Source organism: Burkholderia sp. Bp9143 (genome assembly GCF_003853645.1).
Lineage (GTDB): Bacteria > Pseudomonadota > Gammaproteobacteria > Burkholderiales > Burkholderiaceae > Burkholderia.
Window position 1 is genome coordinate 1 of record NZ_QTPO01000161.1, and the last position, 625, is coordinate 625.

Annotated in this window: 1 protein-coding gene; it reads left to right on the forward strand. The window is 61.9% G+C overall.

From position 1 onward, the window contains the following. On the forward strand, positions 1-625 hold a 625-nt coding region (locus DIE23_RS39130; protein WP_148093509.1), incomplete at both ends, for an RNA-guided endonuclease TnpB family protein.

A 625-nucleotide genomic window follows, 5' to 3' on the forward strand; every position in this document is an offset into this window, starting at 1 on the left:
CGTGCGAGCAATACGCGAAGTCGCGCAGTCGGAACCGTCTGCCCTACCTGCGCTATCGCGGCAGGAAATCGCTGGGCTGGGTGCCGCTGAAGGGGCGCGACCTCAAGCGCGAGGGCGACGCATTTCGCTTTGCCGGCAACGCCTTCCGCGTGTTCAACAGCCGCCCACTTCCCGAAGGCAAGATCAAGGACGGAACCAACTTCGCGCAGGATGCGCGTGGCAACTGGTTCTTGAATATCGTGATCGAGATGCCCGATGTTCAGGCCCGCCCGATCCGTTCCGGTGTCGGCATCGATCTCGGTCTGAAAGACTTCGCCACACTTTCGACGGGCGAGAAGCTGCCTAATGATCAGTTCGGTCGATGCGCGGCCGAGAAGCTCGCGAAAGCGCAACGGGCGCGCAAGCACAAGCGACATATCGCGAAGCTGCATGCCAAGGTCGCGAATGCCCGAGCCGATTTCCAGCACAAGCTCGCACTCGATCTGGTGCGGCGTTTCGATTACATCGCGGTCGGCAACGTGTCGGCCGCGAAGCTCGCCAGAACCAGGATGGCGAAGAGCGTCTACGACGCATCCTGGTCGTCCTTCCGAAACAAGCTCCGTTACAAGGCGATCGCGCACGGGGC